The following is a 16,834-nucleotide window of genomic DNA, read 5'->3' on the forward strand; positions in this document are numbered from 1 at the left end:
CCTGACATCTGGAGCTCGCCCACTCATGCGTTCCCGCGTGACCATGGTGCTCGCCGTCGTGGCGGTCCTGCTCGGTGGCGTCCTGCTCGTCCCCACCGCGTACGCCCGGCTCGCCGGCGACGGCGCCGCCGAGAGCGGCGGTGGTGGCGGCGGCAGCGTCGCGGCCCCCGCACCCACGCCACCGCCGCCGCCGACGCTGGCCGCCGCGCCGGTGTCGGTGAACTTCTCCGGCGAGTTCTTCTCCTGGGCCCTCATGGACCGGGCCACCGGCAAGATCTCCGGTTCGAAGAACATGACCTCGACCAGCTCGACCGAGTCGATGATCAAGGCGTGGATCGTGTCGGACTACCTGCGCCAACTCGGCGACAAGGAGCCCCCGGCCGAGATGCTCAAGGCGGCCAGCCTCGCCATCCGGGACAGCAACGACGACGCGGCCAACAAGGTCTACCGGGCAGCCGGCGGCTCGTACGCCGTCCCGGCGGGCGGCCAGCCCGGCCCGGTGATCAAGCGGGCGATCTCCATCTGCGGCCTGACCGACACGAAGCGCGGCAACGTGCCGAAGTACGAGGGCTGGTGGAGTTTCACCCGGATGTCCCCGCGGGACGCCGTCCGGCTCGGTGACTGCATCGCCGACGGCAAGGCGGCCGGCCAGAAGTGGACCAAGTGGGTGCTGGACGAGATGAGCAAGGTGCGCGGCACCGTCAAGCAGCAGCAGGCCACGTCCGGTGGCGGCAAGTGGGGCATCGTCGACGGCCTGCCCGCCGAGATCAAGGCCCAGGGGCCGGTCAGCATCAAGAACGGCTGGACGCAGCTGGCGTACGACGGCAACTGGCACGTGAACTGCCTCGCGGTGACCGGCAAGTGGAGCCTCGCGGTGATGCTCCGTTACCCCGCCGAGGAGCCGCTCTCGTACGGGGCGAAGGTCTGCGCGAGTGTGACGACCCAGCTGGTGACCCCGCAGCCGGGCGCCGCGCTCAAGGTGCCGCAGCAACCGGTCGGGAAGCTCTGATGGCGGGTGCCCGGCGCAGCCGTGGTGGGGAGGCCGCCCCGCTGCGACTGATCGCCATCGCGGTGATCCTCATCGGACTGGTCCTCGTGTCGCTGCGGCTGCTCCCCGGCTCGCCCTTCGAGTCCCGGGCCGCCTCCCGCTGGGGCGACGCCCCGGCACCGGCCGAGCGCTCCACCGGCCAGCCCAGCGACCGCAGCAACCGCCCGTCGCCGCAGCCGAGCCCCAGCCCGTCGCTGGAGCCGCTGCCGTTCGTGGCCACGAACCTCGACGACCTGGACATCGAGGGCTGGTACAGCTGGAGCGTGCTGGACCGCCGGACCGGCGCGATCATCGGTTCGAAGAACATGGGTGAGACCAGCACCACCGCGTCGCTGATCAAGTCCTGGATCGTCGCCGACTACCTGCGCCGGGCCGCCGAGAACGGCCAGACCCCCAGCGACGCCAAGCTCGCCGACGCCACCCGGATCATCCGGGACAGCGACAACACCCGCGCCGAGCAGTTCTACAACAACGTCGGCCGGTCGGCGTCGATCAAGCGTCTGATCTCGATGTGCGACCTCACCGACAGCAGCGTCGCGCCCGACGGCGGCTGGAGCCGCACGGCCCTGTCGCCCCGGGACACCGCCCGGCTGGGCAACTGCATCGCCACCGGCAAGGCCGCCGGACCGAAGTGGACGAACTGGCTGCTCAACGAGATGCGCCTGGTCCGTGGCGCCGGTGACTTCGGCATCCGCAAGGCGTTCCCGGCCGCCGAACAGAAGAAGATCGCCATCAAGAACGGGTGGATCGACCGGACCAGGGAGCAGGAGATGCACATCAACTGCCTGGCGATCGGCGACACGTGGACGATGGGCGTGATGGTCCGCTACCCCATCGACATGGGCTACGACTACGGCATGAAGAACTGCCAGAAGATCACCGAGGCGCTGCTCCGCCCCGGTGTCTGACCCGGCCGTCGGCTGACCGGTCCGGCCGGGCCTCGCCGCAGACCTCCGGTCAGCCGGCGAAGAACTCCGGACCGCCGGCGGGCAGCGCCGGCACCTCGCCGAGGGCGGCGGCCCGCCCCGCGAACTCGCGCAGGCCGGCGACCTGCCGCTCGCCGAGCGAGAAGTCCAGCGTCCGGAAGTACGTGGCGAGGGTCTCCGCGTCGAAGGGCTCCCAGCGGGCACCCGCCTCGGCCACCTTGTCCAACTCCTCCAGCGAGAGGTCGCGCGAGCGCAGGAACGCCTCGTGCACCTCCTTGACCATGCCGGGATGCGCGGCGGCGAAGTCGCGGCGCACGGCCCAGACGGCGAAGACCATCGGCAGCCCGGTCCAGTCCCGCCAGGCCTGGCCCAGGTCGGTGACCTCCAGACCCCGGCCCGGCGCCTCGTACATCGCGCGCAGCGCCACGTCGCCGATGACGACCGCGGCGTCCGCCTCCAGCAGCATCTGGGTCAGGTCGGGCGGGCAGCGGAAGTACTCCGGCCGGACCCCGTAGCGGTCGGCGAGCAGCATCTGCGCCAGCAGCACCCCGGTCCGCGAGGTCGAGCCGAGCGCCACCCGGGCGCGGTCCAGCTCGGCGAGCGGGCGGGTGGAGACGATGTTGACCGACAGCACCGGCCCGTCGCTGCCGACCGCGAGGTCCGGCAGCAGGAGCAGCTCGTCGGCGTGCCGCAGGTACTCCACCTGGGTGATCGGGCCGATGTCCAGGTCACCGGCGACCAGCGCGGCGCTCAGCCGGTCCGGCGTGTCCTTGTGCAGGTCGACGTCGATCAGCGCTCCGGATCGCATCAGCCCCCAGTAGATCGGCAGGCAGTTCAGGAACTGGATGTGTCCGACCCGCGGACGGGCGATGCGCTCAGCCATGCCCCGACCGTAACCCCGCCCGCCGTGGCCGGCTCACCGGCCCGTCATCGAGTGGCCAAACCCGCACCCGCCGGCACGGGTTCGGGCGTCGGCGCCGGCTCGGGGCGCTCCGACCGGGCCACCCGGTTGAGCGGCACCGCGAGGGCGCCGACCGCGAGCAGTCCGGCGACCCCGGCGAGGGCGACCAGCGGCCGGGGCTCGGCCAGCTCCAGCAGCAGCCCGCCGACCAGGTAGCCGACCATCGCGGCGCCCTGGACCGCGCCGCCGTAGACCGCGAAGGCGCGGCCACGGGCGACCTCGGGCACCCGCCGGGCCAGGAGCACGGTGCCGAGGACGTTGTTGCCGCCGTTGAGGATGCCTCCCACCAACCAGATCGGCACGATCAGCGGCGCGGACGGCACGGCCGCCGACAGCAGCACCATCAGGCAGCAGCCGCCGAGCAGCACGAGGCCGGTCCGGGCTAGGGACCCGTCCCGGCGGATCCGCGCGACGAACCGCGCGAAGATCCACCCGCCGGCCAGGACGCCGAGTGTCCAGGCGCCGGTGACCAGGCCGTACACCGTGGTGCTGCTGTGCAGCGTCTCGCGGACGAAGAAGACCTCGACCACGTTGATCGACCCGACGGTCCCGACCACGCCGGCCACGCTGACGACCGTGGCGAGCAGCAGCGGGTCGCGGCGCAGACGCCAGCCGGCCGGGGCGGTCGTGCCGCCGGCGACCGCCGGCTCCGCCCGCCCGCGGCCACCTCTGCGCGTACGGATCAGCAGCCCCGCCGCCACGAGCCCGAGGTAACCGACGCCGCCGATCAGCAGGGGGACTCGCGTCCCGAAACCACCCACCAGCAGCCCCGCCAGCGCAGGGCCGGCGAGCGCGCCGAGCGTGCCCGCCGACTGGTGCAGCGCGCTCGCCCGGGGCAGGTCAACGGGTCGCACCATCGCCGGGACCAGGGCGGCCAGCACGGGTTGGGTGACCGCCAGACCGACGGCGAGCAGGGCGACGAGGACGATCACCAGCGCCGGGCTGCCCGCGTACGCGAGGGTGAGGCAGATGCCGGTCTGGGCGAGACCGGCGACCACCAGCAGGAGGCGGCTGTCGACCCGGTCGGCGAGCCGCCCGGTCAGCGGGGCCAGCACCACGAGCGGGAGGGTCGCGGCCAGCAGCAGCCCGGAGACGGCCAGTCCACCGGCACCGGCGCTCTGGAGCGCCAGGGTCAGGGTGCTGGCCGCGAGGAAGTCGCCACAGCTGGAGAGCCCTCGGGAGGCGGTGACCAGCCAGACGTCCGACCAGCGCGAGGGAGCAGGTGTGAAGGACATATTTCGAAAATAATCCTTCACACCTGTTCCGGCAAGTCCCCGGCCTCAGTCCAGCGGCAGCGCCTTGTAGTGGACGGACACCGTGCGCGCCCCGGCCGGCGGGTCCGTACGCTGCCGCTTGCCGTACGGCTCCATAAGCCGGGACACCGCCTCGTTCAGCTCGGTCAACTCCTCGGCCGTCAGGAGTAGCTGACGGTCGGCGAGCTGGGCGGCGGCGTACCACTCGGCCGGCTCGTCGGGCGCGCGCCGCAGCCACTCCCGGCTGCGCTCCACCTCGCGCGCCAGCCACGCCTCGATCAGCGCGCTCTCGGCGGCGCGGCTCTCCGGCTCGGTGGTCCGGCCGGCGTCGACCGTCCAACTCGCGGCGACCGACCGCCAGACCCGCTCCCGGGCGTCGCCACGACTCGGTGCCGGCTCGACCAGCCCGGCCTTCGCCAACTCCCGCAGGTGGTAGCTGGTGGCGCTCGGCGACTGCCCGACGATCTCGGCGCACTCGGTGGCCGTCGCCCCGGCGGGAAGCGAGCTGAGGTGTTCCATGATCGCCAGTCGGACCGGGTGCGCCAGCGCCCGCATCACGGACGGATCGCTGATCGTCACCCGGCTACCCTCGGCACGCGGCTCGGTCATCCCCCCATGATCCCGGCCCGCCCCGACGCCGCACGTCCGCCCCGCACCACCGTCCCGGCGGGTCGGGCTCACCGACCCGGAAGGCACCATGAAGACGAGCGTGACGATCGGCCAGATCCCGACCGGCTGGGACATCGGCGCGAACCTCGCCGCGATCGAGGAGGTCGTCGGCCATGCCGAACGGGGCGACCTGGTGTTGTTGCCCGAGGGCGCGCTGTCCGGGTACGCGCCCGACCTGTCCCCGCTCGCCACACTCGACCGCTCCCGCCTCGCCGCGGCGGTCGAGGCCGTCGCCGACCTGGCCCGGACCCGCGACGTCCACATCATCTGCGGTTCCCTGCTGCCCGAGGACGACGCCTGGTGGAACGTGGCTCTCCACTTCACACCAGCCGGTGACCGGTGGCGCTATCGGAAGATCAACCTGGCCGTCAACGAGCGGCCGGTGCTGCGGGCCGATGCCGAGCTGCCCACCCGGCGGGTGCCGCAACCCTGGGGTGACCTCGTGGTCGGCGTCCAACTGTGCCGCGAGATCCGCTACCCGGAGCAGTGGCAACACCTGGCCCGCTCCGGCGCGGCCGCCTTCGTCTTCCTGACCAACGCGGCCAGCCCCGAGGCCGTCCCGGGCGTCTGGCGCAGTCACCTGATCAGCCGTGCCGCCGAGAACCAGCGCTTCGTCTTCGCGGTGAACCTCGCGGACCCGCGCCAGCACTGCCCCAGCATGGTCGTGTCGCCGCGCGGCGCGGTGCTCGCCGAGCTGCCATCCGGCGAGACCGGCACGATCCGCGTCACCGTCGACCTGGCCGAGGTCTCCGACTGGAGCCTCGGCCAGCAGCGACGCGATGTCCTCGACCTGCGGTACCGCCCACCGTCAGCGTCCGAGGTAATTCGGTTGACCGCCTCCTGACGGGGAGTACGCTGCTCCTTTCCGCCTGACGGCCGAGGTGTGTAGCACCGCAGCGGACGTCCCCGCGCCGACCGACGAGTCGGAAACGCGAGCGGCAGTGTTCTTTCCGTTCCGAGGAGTACGCGGATGACCCTGCACGCCCAAGATCAGTCTCTGGACACCGAGCTCGCCGCCGAGCGGGCACACCTGGACAGCTCCCGTGCCGCCCTGCGCCGGATGCGCGAGCGCGCCGAGTCGCTCTTCGCCACCGGTGACAAGGTCGCCGGCGACGCCTACACCGCCGAGCAGCTGGGTCGCCACATGGCGCGGCGGGTGAAGGAGCTGGCCGACGACCCCACCACCCCGCTCTTCTTCGGGCGGCTCGACTTCGACGGCGCCGACCACGCGGGCCGGCGCTACCACATCGGCCGCCGGCACGTCACCGACGAGCGCGGCGAGCCGATGGTGCTCGACTGGCGGGCACCGGTCTCCCGGTCGTTCTACCGGGCCAGCGCCCGCGACCCGCAGGGCGTCGCCGTCCGGCGTCGGTTCGGCTTCAGCACGGGCGTCCTCACCAGCTTCGAGGACGAGCACCTGAACCGGGGCGAGGAGCTGGGCACCGCCAGCCGGATCCTGACCGCCGAGATCGAGCGCCCACGCGTCGGGCCGATGCGCGACATCGTGGCCACCATCCAGCCCGAGCAGGACGAGCTGGTCCGGGCCGACCTGGCCGACTCGATCTGCGTGCAGGGCGCGCCGGGCACCGGAAAGACGGCGGTCGGGCTGCACCGGGCCGCGTACCTGCTCTATCTGCACCGGGAGCGACTGCGCCGGGCCGGGGTGTTGATCGTCGGACCGAACCGGGCGTTCCTGTCGTACATCGCGGCGGTGCTGCCCGCGCTCGGCGAGGTCGAGGTCGCGCAGTCGACGGTGGAGGACCTGGTCGACCGGGTGCCGGTCCGCGCCGTCGACGACCCCGCGGTGGCGACCCTGAAGCACGACGCCCGGCTGGCCGAGGTGCTGCGCCGGGCCACCGAGGCGCTCATCGCGGAGCCGACCGAGCCGATCATGGTCTCCGACGGTTCGTTCCGCTGGCGGATCGGTGTGGAGCCGCTGCACCGGCTCATCGAGGAGACCCGCCGGGAGGGCCTGCCGTACGGGGTGGGACGCGAGCGCGTCCGCGCCCGGGTGGTGAGCCTGCTGCAACGGCAGGCGGAGGCGCGCCGGGCCGAGTCGCCCAGCGACGCCTGGCTCCGCCGGATGGGCAAGTGCCGGCCGGTGACCGAGTTCCTCGACGCGGTATGGCCGGCACTCACCCCGGAAGGGCTGGTGCACACCCTGCTCGCCGACCCGGTGACGCTCGCGGCGGCGGCGGAGGGCGTGCTCACCCCCGAGGAGCAGGCACTGCTCCAGGGGCGGACCGTCGACGGCGAGGCGGGGGCACCGGCCGGCACGCGCTCCGCCCGGGGCACGCTGGGCACCGGGCTGGGCCGGACCCCGAAGGCGACCCGGTGGACGGCCGCCGACGCGGTGCTGATCGACGAGGCGTCCGGGCTGATCGAGCGGCCGGCCGGGTTCGGTCACGTGGTGGTCGACGAGGCGCAGGACCTGTCGCCCATGCAGTGCCGGGCGATCGCGCGGCGCAGCGAGCACGGCTCGATCACCCTCCTCGGCGACCTGGCGCAGGGCACCGCGCCGTGGGCCGCCACCGACTGGCGGGAGTCCCTGGCGCACCTGGGCAAGCCGGACGCGGTCGTGGTCCCGCTGACCGTGGGCTTCCGGGTACCGGCGGCCGTGGTGGCGTTCGCCAACCAGCTGCTTCCGGCGCTCGCGGTGGACGTACCGCCGGCCGAGTCGCTGCGCCACGACGGCAACCTGGACGTGCTTACGGTGACCGATCTGACGGCGGCCACGGTGGCCGAGGTGCGCGCGGCGCTCGCGCACGACGGCTCGGTCGGCGTGATCGCGGCGGACGACGCGGTGGACGCGCTGCGCGCCGCGCTCGACGCGGCCGGCGTGCCCACCGCGACCGCCGACGACGTGGAGACCGCGGCGCGCGTCACCGTGGTGCCCGCGACCCTGGTCAAGGGCCTGGAGTACGACCACGTGGTGGTGGTCGAGCCGGCGGCGATCGTGGCTGCCGAGCCGCGCGGGCTACACCGGCTGTACGTGGTGCTCACGCGTGCGGTCTCCCGGCTCGCGGTACTGCACAGCGCGCCGCTGCCCGCCCCGCTGGCCTGACGCCCCGCCCCGGCTCGCCCCGGCCCCGATCAGCGCCGGGCGGGGCGCCGCGCCGTTGACTTTGTGTTTTAAAGTTCTTTGCATGACCCGCCACGACGACCTCCCTCCGACGGACGCGGCCGACGCGCTCCGGCTGATCGAGGCCCAACGCGCAGCCGCGGCGAGCCGGCTCCAACCGGACGCCCGGCTGGTCTACTGGCCGTGGGCCGTCGCCTGGCTCATCGGCTTCGGGCTGTACTTCCTGCGGTTCTCCCCCGACGGGCGGGTGCTGGTCCGACTGCCCGGCTGGCTGCCACTGACCGTCCTCTTCACCCTGCTCGTGGCCGCCGCCGTGGCCCAGGCGGTGGCGAGCGCGCGGGCCTACGGGCAGGTGACCGGGGACTCAGCCCAACGTGGACGCTGGTACGGCTACGCCTGGGCCCTCGGCTCCCTGGGCATCTACGCGGGGCTCGGCCGGATCGCCGAGCACCTGCCGCACGACCTGGCCGGGCTGCTCTGGTCCGCCACGGCCGTCGGGCTGACCGGCGCGCTGCACATGGCGGGCGGCGCGATCTGGCTCGACCGGGACCTGTTCCGCCTGGGCGCCTGGATCAGCGTGATCAACCTGGCCGGCACGTTCGCCGGGCCCGGCTGGCACGCGCTGGTCGTCTCGGTGGCCGGCGGCGGCGGGATCCTGGTGGTCGGCGCGCTCGCCCGACGGCGACAGCGGCACCGGTCGTGACCGACCTCGACCCGGTGATCCACGCCCAGGCCCGGCTCCGGGTGGTGGCCACCCTCTCCGCCCTCGCCGACGGCGACCGCATCACCTTCCCCCGACTCCAGGAACTGCTGGGTATGACCGCCGGCAATCTCTCCGTGCACCTGCGCAAGTTGGAGGACGCCGCGTACGTCGAGATCACCAAGACCCACCGTGGACGGACGCCCGCCACCCTGGTCCGGCTGAGCCGGCGCGGCCGGCTGGCGTTCGAGGAGTACACCGAGTCGATCCGCGCCCTGCTCAACCCCACCGACCCCAAGGAGCAGCCATGATCCTCGCCCGCGCCGACCAGGCCACCCGCCGGTACGGCGACGTCCTCGCCCTCGACCGGGTCGACCTCGACGTACGCGCCGGAGAGCTGGTCGGCCTCCTCGGGCCGAACGGCGCCGGCAAGAGCACCCTCATGAACCTGCTCGTCGGGCTCCGCCGCCCCACCTCGGGCCGGGTCGAGCTGTTCGGCGGCGACCCGCGCGACCCCGCCTCCCGCCGGCAGATCGGGGTGACCCCGCAGGAGACCGGCCTGCCCGGCACGCTGCGCGTCGGCGAGGTCGTCGACTTCGTCTCCGCGCACTACCCCGACCCGGTGCCCCGCGGCGAGCTGCTGGAGCGCTTCGGCCTGACCGCGCACGCCCGGCGGCAGACCGGCGGCCTCTCCGGCGGCCAGCGCCGCCGCCTCGCGGTGGCGCTGGCCTTCGTCGGGCGCCCCCGGCTGGTGCTGCTCGACGAGCCGACCACCGGCCTGGACGTGGAGGCCCGGCACACCCTCTGGGACGCCATCCGCGCGTTCCACGACGACGGCGGGACGGTGCTGCTGACAAGCCACTACCTGGAGGAGGTGGAGGCGCTGGCCCGGCGGGTCGTGGTGATCGGCCAGGGTCGCGTGCTCGCCGACGACACCGTCGACGCGGTCCGCGCCGTCGTCGGCGTACGCCGGGTGAGCCTGGTCGCCGACGACCTGCCCACGCTGCCCGGGGTGGTCCGCACCGAGCGGATCGACGGCCGCAGCCACCTGCTCACCACCGACGCCGACCAACTCGTCCGGGACCTGGTCACCGCCGGGGTGCCGTTCGCGGACCTGGAGGTGCGCCCGACCTCCCTGGAAGAGGCGTTCCTCGCGATCACCGCCGAGCACGCGTCCGCGCCCACCGGCAGCGCCACCGACGACACCTCCGCCGCCCCGCGCCCGCCGGCCACCGCCTCCGTCGCGGGCGGCCGACCGACCACCCCCGCCTGAGGAGGCGACCGTGCAGCTCGCCCTGGTCCACGCCCGCTACCAGTTGCTGGAGACGGTCCGGATCCCGATCGCCATCTTCGGCAGCGCGTTCTTCCCGGCCGCCGCGATGCTCTTCTTCGTGGTCCCGTTCGCCGGCAAGGACCCGATCGGCGCCACCTTCGCCACCGCCTCGATGGTCACCTTCTCGGTGATGAGCGCCAACATCTTCCAGTACGGGGTGGGCGTCGCCGAGGACCGCGACCAGCCGTGGAACCCGTACACCCGGACCCTGCCGGCCGGGCCGGCACCGCGGTTCGCCGGCCGGGTGCTCGCCGGCCTGGCGCTCACCTACCTCTCGCTGATCCCGGTGGTGGTGATCGGTGCGCTGCTCACCGCGGCGGAGATCACACCGGCCGCGTTCCTGCTGGCCCTCGGCACCGTCGCGGTGGTGTCGGTGCCGTTCACCCTGATGGGCCTGGCCATCGGCTACTCGCTGCCGAGCAAGGCGGCCATCGTCGTGGCGCAGATCGTGTTCTTCCCGCTCGCCTTCGGTGGCGGCCTGCTCAGCGCGCCCGGTGACGCGCCGGGCTTCATCGAGACGATCGCCCCCTACCTGCCCACCCGGGGCGCCGTCGAGCTGATGTGGGCGGCCGTCGGCGACTACCCGGTGCAGCCGCTCTCGCTGCTCATGCTGGGTGTCTGGGTGGTGCTGCTCGCCGGGCTCGCCGGGTGGGCGTACCGCCGGGACGAGGGTCGCCGGTTCAGCTGACCATTTGTCCGTTTCCCCCTCGTACGTGGGCGGGACGGTGCCAGGATTCCAGGCAGGGAGCCGTGCCGGGCACCCGCAGCCGAGAGGGGTCGACGTGAGCACCGTCCCGCCGGGTACGCCCTGCTGGGCGGACCTCGCCACCCCGGACCTGGCCGACGCGCGGCGCTTCTACCCCGAACTGTTCGGCTGGACCGGCCGGGTGACGACCGAGCCGGAGGCCGGCGGCTACACGGTGTTCCAACTGGGCGGCCGGGCGGTCGCCGGCGCCGGACCGCCGGCCATCCCGGACCAGGTGCCGATCTGGTCCACGTACGTCGCCACCGACGACGCCGACCTGGTCGCCGGTCGGGTCGAGCGGGCCGGCGGGCAGGTGATCGTACCCCCCTTCGAGGTGTTCGACCGGGGCCGGATGGCGGTCTTCGCCGACCCGGCCGGCGCGTCGTTCAGTGTGTGGCAGCCCATGGCCATGCCCGGCGGCGAGGTGTTCAACGTCCCCGGCGCGATGAGCTGGAACGAACTGGTCACCCCCGACCCGGAGGGTGCGAAGGTCTTCTACGAGCTGGTCTTCGGCTGGCACCCGGACGACCAGCAGGTCGGCACGATGACCTACACCGGCTGGCGGATGGGGACGCAGATCGTCGCGGGGATGATGCCGCCCCTGGCCGGGGATTTCCCCGACGACCTGCCCGCGTACTGGACGGTCTACTTCGCGGTCGACGACGCCGACGCCGCCGCCGCCCGCGCCGCCGCGCTGGGTGGGACCATCCTGGTGCCGCCGCGCACCAATCCGGCGGGCCGGTTCGCGTCGCTCCGCGACCCCCAGGGCGCCCTCTTCAGCATCATCGAAGTCCCCCCGACCTGACCCACCCCGGCGGGGTCACGGGTGGGGGCGGATGGGGACCACCAGGGGACCGTGTTCGCCGTCGACCACACGGACGCTGGCCCGGTAGTGCGTGGCCAGCAACTGCTCGGTGAGGACCTCGCGGGGGGCACCCGCCGCGACGACGCGGCCGCCGGCGAGCAGGACGAGCCGGTCGGCGTACTCGCCGGCGATGGAGAGGTCGTGCATGGTGGCGAGGACGGTCAGCCCGCTCTCCCGGCGCAGCTGGTCGACCAGCTCCAGCACCTCCTGCTGGTGGCCGATGTCCAGGGCGCTGGTCGGCTCGTCGAGCAGCAGCAGCGTGGCCCCCTGGGCGAGCGCGCGGGCCAGGAAGACCCGCTGACGTTCACCGCCGGAGAGGGTCGCGAGTTCGCGGCGGTGGAAACCGGCCAGGTCCAGCCGGTCGAGCGCCTCGTGCACGGCCTCCAGGTCGGCGGTCGACTCCCGTCCGAGCGGCGGGATGTACGGGGTCCGGCCGAGCAGCACGTAGTCGAGCACCGACATCCCGGGCGGCACCACCGGGGACTGGGCGACCGTGGCCACCACCCGGGCCCGGGCCCGGCGACGCAGCGCCGCGATCGGCGTACCGAAGAGGGAGACCGCCCCGGACGCGGGCAGCAGGCCGCCGACGGCGCGCAGCAGGGTCGACTTGCCGGCGCCGTTGGGCCCGATCACGGTGACCCACTCGCCGGCGGTGACGGTCAGGTCGACGCCGGTGAGGATCGGCGTGCGGTCCAGCGCGAGATGCAGGTCCCGCACCTCGACGGCCGACGAGGTGGTGGACGGCTGTGCGGGCGTCATGTCAGCACCCGGCGGGCGGTGCGCAGGACCAGGACGAAGAACGGGCCGCCGAGCAGCGCGGTCACCACACCGATCGGGATCTCGGCGGGGGCGGCGGCGGTGCGTGCGACCACGTCGGTGAGCGCCAGGAAGGCCGCGCCGAAAAGCAGGGACAGCGGCAGGATGACGCGGTAGCTCGACCCGGCGAGCAGTCGTACGGTGTGCGGCACGATGATGCCGACGAAGCCGATGAGGCCGGTCGCGGAGACCGCGGCGGCGGTGCCCAGCGACGCCGCGGCGATCAGCAGGTAGCGGGAGCGCTGTGGGTGCAGGCCGAGGCTGCTCGCCTCGTCGTCGCCGACCGAGAGGACGTCGAGTTCCCGACCGTGCAGCAGCACCACGACGGCGGTCAGCACGAAGTACGGCAGGACCAGCAGCACGTCGTGCCAGCCGGCGGTGGCGAGCCGGCCGAGCAGCCAGGAGTAGACCGCCTGGATGCTGTCGGCGTGCTGTTGCAGCAGGTAGGTCTGGCCGGCGGAGAGGAACGCGGACACCGCCACCCCGGCCAGGATCAGCATCGCCGGGGAGCGGCCCCGCCCGCCGGCACCACCGAGCAGGTAGGTCATCGCCACCGCGCCGAGCGCGCCGACGAACGCGGCGAGCGGGATGGTGAGCGGCAGCCCGGTCAGCGCGCCCGAGGTGCCGGCGCCGCCGAGGGCGATCACGGCGGTGACCGCGAGGCCCGCGCCGGCCGCCACCCCGAGCAGGTACGGGTCGGCCAGCGGGTTGCGGAAGACGCCCTGGTAGCAGCCGCCGGCCAGGGCCAGCATCCCGCCGACGAGCAGCCCGAGCACCACCCGGGGCAGCCGCAGTTCGGTGACGATGGCGATTTCCCGCTCGGACAGCCCACTGTCCAGGTGCACTCCGGGCAGCAGGTTGAGCAGTTCGGCGGCGACGCTGCCGGGCGGAAGGCTGACCGGGCCGAGCGACACCCCGGCCACCAGCGCGACGAGCACCGCGACGGCCCCACCGGCCAGCCAGATCGGGCGCAGGCCGGCTGGCCGGGACACCGGTGGCGTCCCGGCCGGCCGGGTGGGTGGTGCGGCGGGCGCCACGGGAAGCGCCCGGGTCACCGTTGCGGGTCCGTCACGCGGGGACCTTGGCGACCGCGTCCACGATGGCGCGGAGCAGGTCGACGACGCGCGGGCCCCAGCGCGAGGCGATGTCGTCGTCCAGCGCGACCACCTGGTTGTTCTTGACCGCGGTGATCCCGGCCCAGCCGCTGCGCGCCTTGACCGTCTCGGCGCTCTGCTGGCAGCACTTGGTGTCGGCGAGGAAGACGAAGTCCGGGTTCGCCTTGACGATGACCTCCTGGGAGAGCTGCGGATAGCCGCCGTTGCTGCCGTCCGCGTCCGCCGGGTCGGCGATGTTCTCCAGGCCGGCCATCGTGTAGAGCGAGCCGATGAAGGTCTTGCTGGTCGCGCTGTACAGCTCGGGACCCAGCTCGTGGTAGTAGGTCAGCTTCTTCGACCGCTGCGGCAGGTCCTTGACCAGCTTGGCGATGTCGTCGCGCATCCGCTTGGTCACGTCGGCCGCCTCGGCGGTGTGGCCGGTGAGCGCGCCCAGGTCGGTGATCTGCCGGTACGAGTCGTCCAACGTCTTCGCCGCCGGGGTGATGTACACGGGGATCTTCAGCTTGCCCAACTGGTCGACGATCTTGTTGCGGTCGTCGGAGATCACCACGAGGTCGGGGTTCTTGGCGGCGATCGCCTCGGCGTTCGGCTGGAAGCCCGACAGATCGGTCTTCGGCGCCTCCGCCGGGTAGTTCGAGTTGTCGTCGACGGCGACGACCTGCGGGCCCGCGCCGACGGCGAAGATCATCTCCGTCGCACTGGCGGAGAGCGAAACGATCTTCTCCGGGCGCTTGTCGAGGGTGACGGCGCCGACCGTGACCGGGAACGCGGCGGTGGCGGAGCTACCGCCGGCCGCCGGCTGGTCGTCGGTCTTCGAGGCGCAGGCGCCGAGGGCGAGCGCGGCGACCGCGAGGGTCGCGGCGAGAATCCGGGGGGTACGTCTGGACATCGGGCCTCCTGTCGGTCGAGGAGCGTGGTGCTTCGCCGACAGGGACCGGTGCGCCCGTCCGCGAGGCGCCCTTCCTCGAGAGCGCAAGTCGCGACCACTCCGCAGGCGACCTGGCTCGTCCCCACCGCGGAGGGCGGGGCATCGCAGTTGCGGGACAGCGCCGGGTTCGCACCGGCTTCGCTGTGGAACGGTCGGTAAGACGGTAGCGCACCGCCCGGAGGTGCCCGCTCGATCAGGCAGTCCGATCGGGACCGGTCGATCGGCCAACCGTCACGACGGCGGGCGGGAACGGTCGTTCGGTAGCGGAATGTCGGGTCCGGCCGGGGTGGGGCCGGGATGGTGGGGCCCCGTCGGGGGCGGGACGGGGCCCCACCGGATCAGGAGGCGGTGATGGTGACGTTGTCCACAGCCGCCTCGACGAGGCTGGCGCCCGACGCGTCCGCCGCCTCGACCAGGATCCGGACGGACTGCCCGGCGTACGGGGTGAGGTTGAGGTTCGCCACCGCCCAGGAGCCGTTGCGGTTGGTCGCCGCCCCGGCCTGGGTGAGCAGGGCGGTGGTGCCGCCGTTGTGCACGACGCTCACCCGGAGGTAGTCGGCCGACGACGAGTTCGAGCCGTGCGCCAGGTACCACGCCAGCGACAGGGTCAGGGTCCCGCTCGCCGGCAGGGTCACCGCCGGGGACCGGGCGCTGGTCACGCCGCCGTCCAGGTCGTAGTCACCCGCCGCGGAGCCGGCGAGCCGGCCGGTGACGAGGTCGTTGCTGCCGGCGTACGGGGTGAGCTGCTTCGCCCCGCTGGACGTGGTGGCCTGCGCGGCGCCGCGCTCGAAGACGCCGACGGTCGCGGTGTCCGTGCCGCTCGGGTTGATCGTCCACCCGGTTGCCGTCTCGAAGGTGTCCGACCAGACCGTGGTGCCGCCACCACCGCCGCCGCAGTACTGCGCCTGCTTGCCGATCGCCCGGTACGGGCAGTCGGCGTACTCGCTGAGCATCAGCACCGCCTCCCGGTTGCGGGAGGTCTGCGCGGGGATCACCTCGTCCGGCGGGTAGAAGCCGCCGCCGCTGGCCGAGCCCGGGTACATCTCGAAGGTGTACGCCCAGATGCCGTGCGCCGCCCACATCCAGTCGATGCTGGTGCCGTCGGCGATGTAGAGGTCACTGGACTGCTCGGGCGTGTAGCTGTTGGTGGCGGCCATCTGCTGGCCGATGGTCGCGAAGGTGTTGTACTGGTCGGCCGTCATACCGCTGGGGGTGTTGGCGGTGGTGTAGCCGAACGGCCAGAGCACCAGCTGCGAGTAGGTGTGGAAGTCGATGTTGGCCTTGATCTGCTGCACGCCGCCGACCACGCGGCTGTTGACGAAGTTCCGCAGCGCCTGCGTCTCCGGCGCGGAGAACGCGGACGGGCCACGGTAGGTCTCCGACGAGGTGGAGCCGGACGAGCCGCCGCAGCAGCCCCACTGGTAGCTCCAGTTCCGGTTGAGGTCGGTGCCGACCGACGACGAGCCGCTGTTCGGCTGCCGGTTCTTGCGCCAGGAGCGGTACGAGCCGGTGGCGATGTCGTACTCGCTGCCGTCCGGGTTGACCGTCGGCACGATCCAGATCTCCCGGCCGTTGACGATGTTGGTGATCCGGGAGTCGCTGCCGTAGTTGTCGGTGAAGAGGTTGAGCAGGTAGATCGCCATCTCGACGGTCAGGTGCTCGCGGGCGTGCTGCTGGGCGTTGAAGAGGATCTCCGGTTCGTTCTCGTCGGTGGCGACGTTGTCGGAGATCTTCACGGCCATCAGGTCCCGGCCCTCGTACGAGCTGCCGATGCTGAGCTTGCGGGCGATGGTGGGGTGGTCGGCGACGACCTGGTTCACCAGCGCGGTCAGCTCGGCGTAGTCGTGGTAGTTGGAGTCCGCGGGCGGGAAGGCGAGGGTCCCCACGTCGCCGTGGTCGTGCTCGTCCGCCGACGGCTCGGTGACCTGCTCCAGGCGGAAGCCGAGCCGGGAGATCGCGGCCGCCTCGGCCGCGGTAGCCGACACGTGCAGCACCCCGTGCTCGCTGTAGTCGATGGCCGCTCCGGTGCGGGCCACCGCGTTGCGGTCGACGAGGGTACGGGGGCCGAGCACCCGGTAGCTGGCGGATGCCGTACCGGTGGGTTCCGGCGCCGGTCGGGCGGAGACCGGCGCGGCGGCGACGGTGACGAACGCGAGCCCGGCGGCGACGGCTAACGCCAGGGCGCGGCGGAGGGGGAGGGGGGAGCGGAAGGCCATGGACAACCTCCTCGGGTACGGGGAGATCCCGTTCGGTGGAGCACACTTCACCATCCGTCACATGGTCATATCAATATTGATCGCTGCCTCTTCCATGCCAGGCGGATCATCGCGCTGGCAATGATTTTCCATCTGTCGACATCTGGCGAAAGTTCCTTCCGAGCGGGACACTGACCG

The 16,834-nt window shown here is 72.9% G+C and carries 16 protein-coding genes and 1 riboswitch; of the genes, 9 read left to right on the forward strand and 7 right to left on the reverse strand.

What is annotated here, in order from left to right:
* Nucleotides 1–25 precede the first annotated feature (25 nt).
* Both GA0070620_RS20440 and GA0070620_RS20445 read left to right on the forward strand, forming a co-directional pair.
* A complete protein-coding gene (locus GA0070620_RS20440) occupies nucleotides 26–1,009 on the forward strand; it encodes a hypothetical protein (RefSeq protein ID WP_091593260.1) in 984 nt (327 codons plus the stop codon).
* Nucleotides 1,009–1,956: a serine hydrolase gene (locus GA0070620_RS20445; RefSeq protein ID WP_091593263.1), complete on the forward strand. Its 948-nt coding sequence runs from the start codon at nucleotides 1,009–1,011 to the stop codon at nucleotides 1,954–1,956. Before GA0070620_RS20440 ends, GA0070620_RS20445 begins: the two co-directional genes overlap by 1 nt.
* A 49-nt stretch (nucleotides 1,957–2,005) precedes the next feature.
* Here the strand turns inward: GA0070620_RS20445 and GA0070620_RS20450 are convergent, their stop codons facing one another.
* The 3 genes from GA0070620_RS20450 to GA0070620_RS20460 are packed head-to-tail and all read right to left on the reverse strand — an operon-like array spanning nucleotide 2,006 to nucleotide 4,797.
* Nucleotides 2,006–2,857 (reverse strand): menaquinone biosynthetic enzyme MqnA/MqnD family protein, encoded by an 852-nt coding sequence (locus tag GA0070620_RS20450; RefSeq protein ID WP_091593266.1) that lies wholly within the window; start codon nucleotides 2,855–2,857, stop codon nucleotides 2,006–2,008.
* 44 nt (nucleotides 2,858–2,901) lie between these two features.
* Nucleotides 2,902–4,170 (reverse strand): MFS transporter, encoded by a 1,269-nt coding sequence (locus tag GA0070620_RS20455; RefSeq protein ID WP_091593268.1) that lies wholly within the window; start codon nucleotides 4,168–4,170, stop codon nucleotides 2,902–2,904.
* A 45-nt stretch (nucleotides 4,171–4,215) separates the two neighbouring features.
* Nucleotides 4,216–4,797: a helix-turn-helix domain-containing protein gene (locus tag GA0070620_RS20460; RefSeq protein ID WP_091593270.1), complete on the reverse strand. Its 582-nt coding sequence runs from the start codon at nucleotides 4,795–4,797 to the stop codon at nucleotides 4,216–4,218.
* A gap of 88 nt (nucleotides 4,798–4,885) precedes the next feature.
* Between GA0070620_RS20460 and GA0070620_RS20465 the strand changes: the two genes are divergently transcribed.
* The 7 genes from GA0070620_RS20465 to GA0070620_RS20495 all read left to right on the forward strand — a co-directional run bounded on the left by GA0070620_RS20465 (nucleotide 4,886) and on the right by GA0070620_RS20495 (nucleotide 11,522).
* Nucleotides 4,886–5,701: a carbon-nitrogen hydrolase family protein gene (locus tag GA0070620_RS20465; protein ID WP_091593271.1), complete on the forward strand. Its 816-nt coding sequence runs from the start codon at nucleotides 4,886–4,888 to the stop codon at nucleotides 5,699–5,701.
* A gap of 126 nt (nucleotides 5,702–5,827) precedes the next feature.
* On the forward strand, nucleotides 5,828–7,921 hold the full coding sequence (locus tag GA0070620_RS20470; protein ID WP_091593273.1) for a HelD family protein: 2,094 nt from the start codon (nucleotides 5,828–5,830) through the stop codon (nucleotides 7,919–7,921).
* A gap of 82 nt (nucleotides 7,922–8,003) precedes the next feature.
* Nucleotides 8,004–8,642 (forward strand): transporter, encoded by a 639-nt coding sequence (locus GA0070620_RS20475; RefSeq protein ID WP_091593274.1) that lies wholly within the window; start codon nucleotides 8,004–8,006, stop codon nucleotides 8,640–8,642.
* Nucleotides 8,639–8,950, forward strand: coding sequence for a transcriptional regulator (locus GA0070620_RS20480; RefSeq protein ID WP_091593276.1), 312 nt, complete (start codon nucleotides 8,639–8,641; stop codon nucleotides 8,948–8,950). The genes GA0070620_RS20475 and GA0070620_RS20480 overlap by 4 nt, the downstream gene beginning before the upstream one ends.
* Nucleotides 8,947–9,912 (forward strand): ABC transporter ATP-binding protein, encoded by a 966-nt coding sequence (locus tag GA0070620_RS20485; protein WP_231921874.1) that lies wholly within the window; start codon nucleotides 8,947–8,949, stop codon nucleotides 9,910–9,912. Before GA0070620_RS20480 ends, GA0070620_RS20485 begins: the two co-directional genes overlap by 4 nt.
* Nucleotides 9,913–9,922: 10 nt before the next feature.
* Nucleotides 9,923–10,660: an ABC transporter permease gene (locus tag GA0070620_RS20490; protein ID WP_091593277.1), complete on the forward strand. Its 738-nt coding sequence runs from the start codon at nucleotides 9,923–9,925 to the stop codon at nucleotides 10,658–10,660.
* A gap of 94 nt (nucleotides 10,661–10,754) precedes the next feature.
* A complete protein-coding gene (locus GA0070620_RS20495; protein WP_091593279.1) occupies nucleotides 10,755–11,522 on the forward strand; it encodes a VOC family protein in 768 nt (255 codons plus the stop codon).
* Between the two features lie 15 nt (nucleotides 11,523–11,537).
* On the opposite strand, the gene GA0070620_RS20500 is transcribed toward GA0070620_RS20495, so the two are convergent.
* The 4 genes from GA0070620_RS20500 to GA0070620_RS20515 form a co-directional block, all read right to left on the reverse strand.
* Nucleotides 11,538–12,341 carry an ABC transporter ATP-binding protein gene (locus tag GA0070620_RS20500; protein ID WP_091593281.1) on the reverse strand — a complete coding sequence of 268 codons (804 nt, stop codon included), beginning with the start codon at nucleotides 12,339–12,341 and terminating at the stop codon, nucleotides 11,538–11,540.
* Entirely contained in the window at nucleotides 12,338–13,435 is a 1,098-nt protein-coding gene (locus GA0070620_RS20505) for a FecCD family ABC transporter permease (protein WP_091599079.1), read from the reverse strand. The genes GA0070620_RS20500 and GA0070620_RS20505 overlap by 4 nt, the downstream gene beginning before the upstream one ends.
* A 31-nt stretch (nucleotides 13,436–13,466) precedes the next feature.
* On the reverse strand, nucleotides 13,467–14,402 hold the full coding sequence (locus GA0070620_RS20510; protein WP_091593283.1) for an ABC transporter substrate-binding protein: 936 nt from the start codon (nucleotides 14,400–14,402) through the stop codon (nucleotides 13,467–13,469).
* A gap of 109 nt (nucleotides 14,403–14,511) precedes the next feature.
* Nucleotides 14,512–14,578: riboswitch (cobalamin riboswitch) on the reverse strand.
* Between the two features lie 201 nt (nucleotides 14,579–14,779).
* Nucleotides 14,780–16,657: a M14 family metallopeptidase gene (locus tag GA0070620_RS20515; protein ID WP_091593285.1), complete on the reverse strand. Its 1,878-nt coding sequence runs from the start codon at nucleotides 16,655–16,657 to the stop codon at nucleotides 14,780–14,782.
* Nucleotides 16,658–16,834 lie beyond the last annotated feature (177 nt).

The organism is Micromonospora krabiensis, assembly GCF_900091425.1.
Lineage (GTDB): Bacteria > Actinomycetota > Actinomycetes > Mycobacteriales > Micromonosporaceae > Micromonospora > Micromonospora krabiensis.

What these genes read in the sequence shown, in the direction of transcription:
- GA0070620_RS20440 (WP_091593260.1), top strand. Translation starts at nt 26, where the DNA reads ATGCGTTCCCGCGTGACCATGGTGCTCGCCGTCGTGGCGGTCCTGCTC.
- GA0070620_RS20445 (WP_091593263.1), top strand. Translation starts at nt 1,009, where the DNA reads ATGGCGGGTGCCCGGCGCAGCCGTGGTGGGGAGGCCGCCCCGCTGCGA.
- GA0070620_RS20450 (WP_091593266.1), bottom strand. Translation starts at nt 2,857, where the DNA reads ATGGCTGAGCGCATCGCCCGTCCGCGGGTCGGACACATCCAGTTCCTG.
- GA0070620_RS20455 (WP_091593268.1), bottom strand. Translation starts at nt 4,170, where the DNA reads ATGTCCTTCACACCTGCTCCCTCGCGCTGGTCGGACGTCTGGCTGGTC.
- GA0070620_RS20460 (WP_091593270.1), bottom strand. Translation starts at nt 4,797, where the DNA reads ATGACCGAGCCGCGTGCCGAGGGTAGCCGGGTGACGATCAGCGATCCG.
- GA0070620_RS20465 (WP_091593271.1), top strand. Translation starts at nt 4,886, where the DNA reads ATGAAGACGAGCGTGACGATCGGCCAGATCCCGACCGGCTGGGACATC.
- GA0070620_RS20470 (WP_091593273.1), top strand. Translation starts at nt 5,828, where the DNA reads ATGACCCTGCACGCCCAAGATCAGTCTCTGGACACCGAGCTCGCCGCC.
- GA0070620_RS20475 (WP_091593274.1), top strand. Translation starts at nt 8,004, where the DNA reads ATGACCCGCCACGACGACCTCCCTCCGACGGACGCGGCCGACGCGCTC.
- GA0070620_RS20485 (WP_231921874.1), top strand. Translation starts at nt 8,947, where the DNA reads ATGATCCTCGCCCGCGCCGACCAGGCCACCCGCCGGTACGGCGACGTC.
- GA0070620_RS20500 (WP_091593281.1), bottom strand. Translation starts at nt 12,341, where the DNA reads ATGACGCCCGCACAGCCGTCCACCACCTCGTCGGCCGTCGAGGTGCGG.
- GA0070620_RS20510 (WP_091593283.1), bottom strand. Translation starts at nt 14,402, where the DNA reads ATGTCCAGACGTACCCCCCGGATTCTCGCCGCGACCCTCGCGGTCGCC.
- GA0070620_RS20515 (WP_091593285.1), bottom strand. Translation starts at nt 16,657, where the DNA reads ATGGCCTTCCGCTCCCCCCTCCCCCTCCGCCGCGCCCTGGCGTTAGCC.